General features: G+C 42.4%; 6 protein-coding genes. 4 read left to right on the forward strand and 2 right to left on the reverse strand.

Going from position 1 to position 5,195, the window contains the following annotated elements:
• The coding region (locus H6G26_RS38170) for a hypothetical protein (RefSeq protein ID WP_199327268.1) at nt 1–201 on the reverse strand (201 nt) is incomplete at its 3' end.
• 198 nt (nt 202–399) lie between these two features.
• Nucleotides 400–1,293, reverse strand: a complete 894-nt coding sequence (locus tag H6G26_RS38175; RefSeq protein WP_190736897.1) for a transposase family protein — start codon at nt 1,291–1,293, stop codon at nt 400–402.
• Nucleotides 1,294–1,375: 82 nt separating this feature from the next.
• Between H6G26_RS38175 and H6G26_RS38180 the strand changes: the two genes are divergently transcribed.
• The 4 genes from H6G26_RS38180 to H6G26_RS38195 all read left to right on the forward strand — a co-directional run.
• The gene (locus tag H6G26_RS38180) at nt 1,376–1,855 is read left to right on the forward strand and encodes a hypothetical protein (RefSeq protein ID WP_242054270.1); all 480 of its coding nucleotides are present in this window, start codon (nt 1,376–1,378) and stop codon (nt 1,853–1,855) included.
• A 5-nt stretch (nt 1,856–1,860) separates the two neighbouring features.
• Nucleotides 1,861–2,451: an alpha-ketoglutarate-dependent dioxygenase AlkB gene (locus tag H6G26_RS38185; RefSeq protein ID WP_242054271.1), complete on the forward strand. Its 591-nt coding sequence runs from the start codon at nt 1,861–1,863 to the stop codon at nt 2,449–2,451.
• A 109-nt stretch (nt 2,452–2,560) separates the two neighbouring features.
• Nucleotides 2,561–3,943 (forward strand): hypothetical protein, encoded by a 1,383-nt coding sequence (locus H6G26_RS38190; protein WP_242054273.1) that lies wholly within the window; start codon nt 2,561–2,563, stop codon nt 3,941–3,943.
• A 123-nt stretch (nt 3,944–4,066) separates the two neighbouring features.
• Nucleotides 4,067–5,195 (forward strand): DnaB-like helicase C-terminal domain-containing protein (locus H6G26_RS38195; protein ID WP_190736902.1); only part of this gene is annotated, 1,129 nt, incomplete at its 3' end.

Genomic DNA, 5,195 nt, shown 5'->3' on the forward strand with positions numbered 1-5,195 from the left:
ATACACCCGCACGATTAAAGCGATGGGCAGCACCTTTCCTCCTCTGTTCTCTACTCGCCATTCAGCTTTCTCCCCCAAGGTAGAGAAAGCTGAAGTGATAACCTGCGAATATTTGAGCGAATGCTGCTGCCCATTTGGTGTCAGCACGGTTACGGACTCTCGAGCATCTGCATCTTGAACCAACAGACTATAATCCGCCACTCCTGCACATTTCCGCACAGAACTGCTTGTTTCCTTAGACCTGTCCGAAAACTCCAAAGCCAGACTGTTCAAAGCTTTGGAACAAAACTTTGATATCTTCGTAAAGACGGAGCCATAAGGATTTGAGATAGTTAGTGATAGTTTAGAGGCATAAAAATTAACTCCTATTTTCTTAGAGTTTATGATTATTGTTAATAGCTAAGTTGGGAGAATTAAACTACCGATTCTTAATCTAACTAACCCACATACTGTTAAAATAATCTGCTCATAAGTATGAAGCTTTAAGCGAAATCTTTGTGAGGCTATGCGAAATATTTTCAGCAAGCGAATCAAATGCTCAACAAATATCCGATTACTAGATAAAGCTTTGTTTTCATCTTTTTGTTGTTGGGTTAATTCTTGTTTCGGTTTTTTTTTATGAGGCGTAGTAATATTCTTACCACCTTGATACGCTTTATCTCCTGAGAATGGCTGAGATTTATCAAACTTTTCCTGAGACTTACGGAATATTTTTATATCTGCTGTTGGCCCACGAGCGCCTACTTCTACCTCGACAATATCTTTGGCTGATGGTAGCCCAATTACTTGACTTTTTAAAGTATGTTGTCTCTTTTTTCCAGAAAAGTATTCCTGTTGTTCTTTTTGGTCGGAAGGCCTATGTATTGGCTGTTCCAGGCTATCGACTAATAGCCTAAAATTCGTTAACGCTTCTTGAATAAATAGTAAATCGCTCTCATTATCTGAGACTTGTTCTAATAAGCTGGAGGGTAAAATGTCTCGAAGAATTGGTATCCATTCATGAAAAGTATCGTTAGCTTCAGTCTTAGAGACACCAAACATCATTCCTAATACTTGAAATGTCGGCATTTGTCTTAAATAAAACAAGCACAAGCATACCTGCTCTTGGATTAATAACTTTGCTGGGCGACCCCCACCAGACGCATTGATTCTAATTTTTTTACTTTCTTGTTTAATTTTAATTTCATTGTAACGATTTATGGCACAATTTAACAGTGATTGCAACTGCTCATAACTAATCCCCAAAATTTGTTTTGTTCGGTGTGGATACTTCTGGATATAATCAAAAACCATAACTAATACCGACAAATGGTAGATACTCACTTAAACGTTTTACCATTTTTATTTTCTTAAGTTAATATTCCGGACAAGTCTAATGTGGACGAACGATATTGATCCACATAAACCAGCTGATTACCAAATGGACGCAACGCTATCCGATTCGTGGGATTCTTTGCCAGAGTGCGATTGGATCTGTACTAATCCGCCATATTCGGAGTTCGCATCCCCAATTATCAAGAATGCTTACCAGAAAGCGCGTGTAGGTGTCGCTGCATTCCTTCTAACCAGCTTTCTCGAACCCTGTGATGATCGGGCGGATTTCTTGCAACAGCATCCGCCGTCACTTGTACTGATTCTGCCTCGTTTTTGTTTTCGCAAGGATAAACGGGGTACTCGTTGGGCAACAGACAACATTACCATCTCGTGCTTTGTATGGGACAAACGCGCAACAGGGCAGCAAATTATTATTCGTCCCAAATCAGAAATTATTGGGTTTTACAAAAATCCAGAACAGGCTATTTCACAAGAACGAGCTATTGAAATTGTTCGGGCAATCGCCAAAGGAGAATTATGAAACAGATGTCGCTTTTTGATGAACCAACCATTGTTTTACCAGTCAACTATTATCCAGAATTTTTGAACAAGGAAGAAGCCGACGAACTCTACCAACATTGCCAACGACTGCAATGGCAACAGAATCAAATACGTATGCTGGGTAAAACGATTCCTGTGCCTCGCTTGGAATGTATTTACGGGGATGAAGGCTGTGATTATCTTTACTCCAAGAGTGTACTACTTAAACCACTGCCTTGGACTTCAGCGCTAGCTCAACTGCGAGATAGGATTACTGCTGCTACTGGCTACAGCTACCGCATTGTCATCGGCAATCAGTATAAAAGTGGACAGCATTCTATCGGCTGGCACAACGACAATGAATCTTCGATGGGGCTAAATCCTGCGATCGCATCCATCAGCCTGGGTTCGGTTCGTAAATTCCAAATCAAGCCCATCGGGGGCAAGCCTACTGACTTTTGGTTGGAGCATGGGAGTCTGCTGGTGATGCTTCCAGGTTGTCAATCAACACATCTGCATCAAGTTCCGAAGACTAATAAGGTCGTTAGTACACGGATTAATCTAACTTTTCGACCCCACGTTGGGGGTAAAAGGTAATTCGTTTTGTCTGTAAAACATTATCGTATCTTCCAAATATCGAATTTTATTAGTCAGATTGAAAAAATTCTGAATGTATTACATCCCAAAACATCAGTAAGGGGTTCTCATGAAATTAACCGATTTTTTAATAGACCTTGGTAATTCTGTTGCTTATTATCCAAAGCTAGTTGAAGTCACTGGTGGCGTTTTACCAAATTTGTTTTTATGCCAAATGTATTACTGGCTGGGTAAACAAAAAAATCCTGAAGGTTGGATTTATAAAACTCAAGCCGAGATTGAGAAAGAAACTGGACTGACTCGAAAACAACAAGAAACAGCTCGAAAATTTCTTAAAGCCAGAGGATTACTCCAAGAAAAATATACCGGATGTCCCAGACGCTTAGAGTTTTGGTTGGATAAAGATGCTTTAAATCAACGTTGGTCAGCTTTTATGAACAATCTTGAGCTACCAATTGCGAAAATTACTTCATCTTGGACTCGCAGAGCAAAAAAATCTCAGGATAACGCTGATCAAAAACCCAGCATAATGCCCAATTCGGACAATATAGACAGCCCCAATAGTGCAATATGTAATGATCAAATAGAGCAATATATATTGCCCCAATCATCCAGTACAGAATGCCCCGATAGTACAGGCTATAATGCCTTCCTTGGACATACTGTAATGCCTTCTTCGGACAATCTATCTATATATACAAAGAATACTTCAAAGATTACTTCAGAGATTACACACAATGCGCCCCTGGCTTCGCCACCCGCGCCCCCCACCCACGAAAGTGTGTGTGAAAAAGAAGAACTTGATTTAACAACGGAAGAAATTGAACTCGAAGAACCAAGCTTAGAAAAACCAACCCCACAACAACCCACTTCGTTGTCAAAAAATTCCGAGTCTTCGCAACAAACCGATAACCCCTCTTGTAGATCAACTATTGCGGGGGGGTCGTTCGAGAAATCCGAACAATCGAATAAGCTGCAAATAACCTGTCCCTACAAGACAGCGCAGAACGTGAAAGAACTGATTGATGCTTGGCTAACAGACCCAACTGCTATGAGTGATGATTGTGTGCCCCTGCTTGTTAGAGACTCAATCAAGTGGAATCGCTGGGTTTTTCCTTGGCGCAATGGAGAGCGAAAGCTAAATAACTTGTACCAGAACTTCAACCCGATAGTCGTTGATTTTCTGGCTGCTGAATTAGCCACTAAGTCGAAACGCTCGGCACGACAGGAAATAGATCATGCGATCGCAGTCATGAACACTTGGGAGAAAACCAAGGGGGGATGGACGAATTTGAATCAGCGTTACCAGCAAGCTCAGAGTGCCGAAACTCAACGCCTTGCCCAACAAAAAGCCATACAAACGGCTCATGCTGCCCCTAATGAGTTGAGGGCAGTACTACCCGAAATTAGACAAGCGCGGAGATTTACCAAAACAGAATTCAGGAGTAAGGAGTCAGCATTCAGAATTGAAGCTTGTGCAGCTGCGGGATGAATCATCGCTTAGACCAAGCCATTTCCATCCTCGAAATAAATTTTGCTGCTTGTTCATTCTGGCTCCTGAATTCTGACTTCTAAATTCGATTTACAAAAAAATAGCATAGCAGGAGAAAAAGTGATGTTTTCACCAGATTTTGCCCCAGATAACGTAGTTTCAATGCCTAACCACTTACCACCCCAGGCGATAGAAGCTGAAGAAGTAGTACTCGGTGGCATTTTGTTTGACCCCGAAGCGATCGCTCGTGTAATTAAGATTTTGCAACCAGAGGATTTTTACGTTGGTTCGCACAAGAACATTTACCAAGCCGCAGTGCGATTGCACCAGTCTCAGCAACCAACGGATTTATTGTTTGTTACCAGTTGGCTTGAATCTCATGGACTGTTGCATAATGTTGGCGGGAGAAATAAACTTGCGTCTTTGCTTAACTCTTGCGTGTCAGCAGTTAACATCGATGCCTTAGCAGAGTTAATTCGAGAAAAAGCGCAATTGAGAGCGGTGATCCAAACAGCTTTACAAATGGCACGGGAAGCGATGGATGCCCCCTTAACTGAAACTACTGCCACTTCAGTCATCGAAATGGGACAACAAAAGCTCTTAGAGTTGCGCCAATTAACTGTGCCTTGTCAGATGAAGCTGATAGCTGACATCATCCCTGATGTTTATGCCGAGATTGAGGCTTCCAATAACGGTGAAGATGCGATTGAGGTGAATGTCCCCACCGGATTCTACGATTTGGATTCGGTAATTGGCGGGATGCCCTTCGGTGCTTTGACCGTCGTTGGAGGTCGCGGCGGCATCGGCAAGTCCACCTGGGCATTAGATATTGGCATTCGGGCTGCTGCTAGCGGCTTAACAACCGCTTATTTCGCTTTAGAGATGTCTGCCTCACAAATGGTCAAAAAGACTCTCTCAAGGCTGGCAGCACCTCATGTTCCTGCTGACTTGCTTTTTAAACGCAATGCACTCCGGGAATCTCATTGGAATCCTTTGGCTCAAGCTTGTGCTGAGGCGATGGCACTACCATTTTGGTTGAATGACAACCCCGTAATCACCACATCACAAATCAAAGGTGATTTGCAAGATATACAAGCTCGTTGTGGGTCAGTCAGTTTGGTGATTGTGGACTATGTGCAGTTGATTGAACCAATGCGCCGTGAACGTGGGGAAAACCGCGTGCAAGAAATTGACTCCATCTTGAAACAACTCAGGGCGATCGCTAAACAATTCAATTGCGCTGTCTTGGGTT

The organism is Nostoc sp. FACHB-888 (assembly GCF_014696655.1).
In the GTDB taxonomy this organism is placed as follows: Bacteria; Cyanobacteriota; Cyanobacteriia; order Cyanobacteriales; family Nostocaceae; genus Nostoc.

Coding starts and splice junctions, on each gene's coding strand:
- H6G26_RS38175 (WP_190736897.1), bottom strand. CDS start 1,293: ATGGTTTTTGATTATATCCAGAAGTATCCACACCGAACAAAACAAATT.
- H6G26_RS38180 (WP_242054270.1), top strand. CDS start 1,376: ATGTGGACGAACGATATTGATCCACATAAACCAGCTGATTACCAAATG.
- H6G26_RS38185 (WP_242054271.1), top strand. CDS start 1,861: ATGTCGCTTTTTGATGAACCAACCATTGTTTTACCAGTCAACTATTAT.
- H6G26_RS38190 (WP_242054273.1), top strand. CDS start 2,561: ATGAAATTAACCGATTTTTTAATAGACCTTGGTAATTCTGTTGCTTAT.